Raw genomic sequence first — 3,038 nt, forward strand, 5'->3', positions numbered from 1 at the left:
GTCGGTGACCTTGGCGATGTCGGCGGCCGCCTTGTTGGCGCTGTCGCTCGCCTTCTGGATGTTGGCGAGCGCCGTACGGACATCCGCCGGATCTATCCCATCGAGAACGCCGTTGACCTTGGCGAGCGTACCTTGCGTCTGCTTGGCGAAGTCGTTGACCGACCCCACCGCGGCATCGACGTTCTTCAGCACGCCGTCCAACTGCCCGCTGGTTTCCTTGAGGTTCGCGGTGACAGTGTCGACATTGGCGACGATGCTCTTGATCCGGTCCTTGTCGACCGAATTGAGCAGGCCCTCGGCCGCCTTCAGCGTGCTGTCGAGTCGGCCCGACACATTTTGCAATTGCTCCGAAAGCGAGCTCACGGCGGACAGGAATTTATCGATGCCGTCCGAATTCTTGGCCAGCGCGTTGGAGAAGGTCTCGACGTTCTTGACTGTCTGCGTCAGCGGTCCGCGAACATCCTTGGTGAAGCCTTCCAACTCGGAAAGCACCTTGTCGGCACGCGTGAAGATGTTCTGCGCCGTCTGCAGCAGGTTGGTCACGGCCGACGGATTGGCGACGATCTCCGGAACCCTGCCTTCTTTCTCGGCCTGGTCGAGCAGCTTCACTTCCTTTGGATCGGCGCCTTTCAGCTCGATATTGGCCTGGCCGGTGAGGCCGGCGAGCCCGATATCGGCCTGCGTCGACTTGGTGATCGGCGTCATGCGGTCGATCTCGGTATCGGCGATGGCGACCGTCGGGTTGTCGACATCGATATAGACCCGTTTGACGTCGCCCACCTTGACGCCGTTGAACAGCACGAAGCTGCCGCGGCCAAGGCCCGAAGCCGAGCCCGGGATGCGCACGCGCAACAGCGTCGTCTCGCCACGCTCGCCGATCGCGGCCGTCCAGTAGACGAAGGCGAAGGCCGCGAGGATCGCGGCCAGCGTGAAAATGCCGACAATGACGTAGTTGGCTCTGGTTTCCATTACCTCACTTATGGCTATGCGCGAGCCGCAAGATCAAGTTGCCGGGCGCGTTTTCCGCGGAAATAGGATTTTACCCACGGCTCCTCGCTTTTCAGCATGTCGTCGATCGTGCCTTCGACCAGCACCCTCTTCTTACCGAGCACCGCCACGTGGTCGCAGGCGGTGAACAGCGTGTCGAGGTCGTGCGTGACCATGTAGACAGTCAAATCCATCGTATCGCGCAGCTTGACGACCAATTCGTCGAATTCGGCCGCGCTGATCGGATCGAGGCCCGAGGTCGGCTCGTCGAGGAAGACGATGTCCGGATCGAGCGCCAGCGCGCGAGCCAACGCCGCGCGCTTGATCATGCCGCCCGACAGCTCGGAAGGGAATTTCTGCGCTGCGTCCGGCGGCAGCCCGACCAGCTCGACCTTGAGCATGGCGAGCTCGTCCATCAGCTTCTTCGGCAGGTCGAGATACTCGCGCATCGGCACCTGCACGTTTTCCAGCACTGTCAGCGCCGAAAACAGCGCGCCGTGCTGGAACAGGACGCCGAGCCGCATGTCGATGCGCAGGCGCTCGATCTCGCTTGCCTTGTCGACGTCGACGCCGAACAGCCTGATGGTTCCCGATTGCTTCGGCATAAGCCCAAGGATGGTGCGCAGCAACACCGACTTGCCGGCGCCCGAGGCGCCGACGAAGCCCAGGATCTCGCCGCGCTCGATATCGAGCGAAAGCTTATCGAGGACCAGCTTGTCTTCGATGGCAACGGTGACGTCACGGACCGAAAGCACGATCTCGCTCTGGTCCGCGTTCTGCGCCGTCTTGACCCCGTTGCCGCTTGCAACCGCCATCTCAAAACCCGATCGATGCGTAAAACATGGCGAAAAGCCCGTCGAGGATGATGACGACGAAGATCGACTTCACCACCGACGCGGTCACGTGCTGGCCGAGCGATTCGGCGCTGCCGCCGACCTTCATGCCCTCGACCGAAGCGATGGTGCCGATGATCATGGCCATGAACGGCGCCTTGATCAGCCCGGCAAAAATGGTGCTGAGGTCGATGGCGACCCGCAGCCGATCGATGAATGCCGCCGGTGGAATGTCGGAATAGAGCCAGGCGGCGATGATGCCGCCGCCGAGCGCGGCGAAATTCGCGATGATCGTCAAGCACGGCAGCGCAATCACCAAGGCGACGAGCCGCGGAAACACCAGCACGCCGATCGGGTTCAACCCGATCACCTTCAGCGCGTCGACCTCCTCGCGCATCTTCATCGAGCCGATCTCGGCGGTGATGGCGCTGCCCGAGCGGCCGGCCAGCATGATCGCGGTCATCAGCACGCCAAGTTCGCGCAGGATCAGCACGCCGACGAGGTCGACGACGAAAATGTCGGCACCGAAATAGCTGAGCTGATAAGCGCCTTGCTGGGCGACGATGGCGCCGACGATGGCCGACATCAGCACCACCACGGGAATGGCGCCGACGCCCATGCGGTCGATCTGGTTGAAGATTGCTGCCGGATTGACGGCATGGCCGCGGCCGAGCTTCATCTGCGCGCCGCGGATGGTGGCGCCGAGGATGTTCATCGAGGCCAGAAAATCGTCGCGCATCTCGTAGACGCGGCGGCCGACCAGCTCCAGCGCGCGCAGGATGATGTTGGGCGGTCCGGCCGGCCCCGATTCGGGTTCGCGACGCACCGCGTCGCCCACCGCGCCGAGCAGGATTGAGGCGATCTCGCTCTGCCCCTGCACATGGACTTCGACGCCTTTCTTCTCGAAAGCGCTCGCCAGCCGATCGATCAGCCAGGCGCCGGCCGTGTCCATCTTCTCGATCTGGGAAAGGTCGAGCATCAGCTTCTTGGCGCTGTTGCGGTTTTCGATCTTGCGCATCTCCGCATCGACCGATGCCACGGTCCGCGTCGTCCAGACACCCGAGAAAGCGCAGCCGATTACGTCGCCTTCCTCGCCGACGATAATGCGCGGCTGGTGATTGGCATCACCGGCGGGCGTACGGCTTGCGTCGCGTTTGCGGATGGTCAACATGGCGTCCTGTTTAGCGTGACGGGACTGGCGTGTCGATTTGCCGGGAG

3 protein-coding genes are annotated in these 3,038 nt (G+C 62.9%); all 3 read right to left on the bottom strand.

The features are described from left to right. The coding region (locus EOA60_RS26270) for an MlaD family protein (protein ID WP_164899537.1) at window positions 1-969 on the bottom strand (969 nt) is incomplete at its 3' end. A 14-nt stretch (window positions 970-983) separates the two neighbouring features. Beyond that, complete coding sequence (locus EOA60_RS26275) at window positions 984-1,802, bottom strand: ABC transporter ATP-binding protein (RefSeq protein WP_095800814.1); 819 nt, start codon at window positions 1,800-1,802, stop codon at window positions 984-986. 1 nt (window position 1,803) lies between these two features. Then, entirely contained in the window at window positions 1,804-2,991 is a 1,188-nt protein-coding gene (locus EOA60_RS26280; RefSeq protein WP_067328401.1) for an ABC transporter permease, read from the bottom strand. Between the last annotated feature and the right edge of the window lie 47 nt (window positions 2,992-3,038).

The sequence above is a fragment of the Mesorhizobium sp. M1A.F.Ca.IN.020.06.1.1 genome, assembly GCF_004023265.1.
GTDB lineage: Bacteria > Pseudomonadota > Alphaproteobacteria > Rhizobiales > Rhizobiaceae > Mesorhizobium.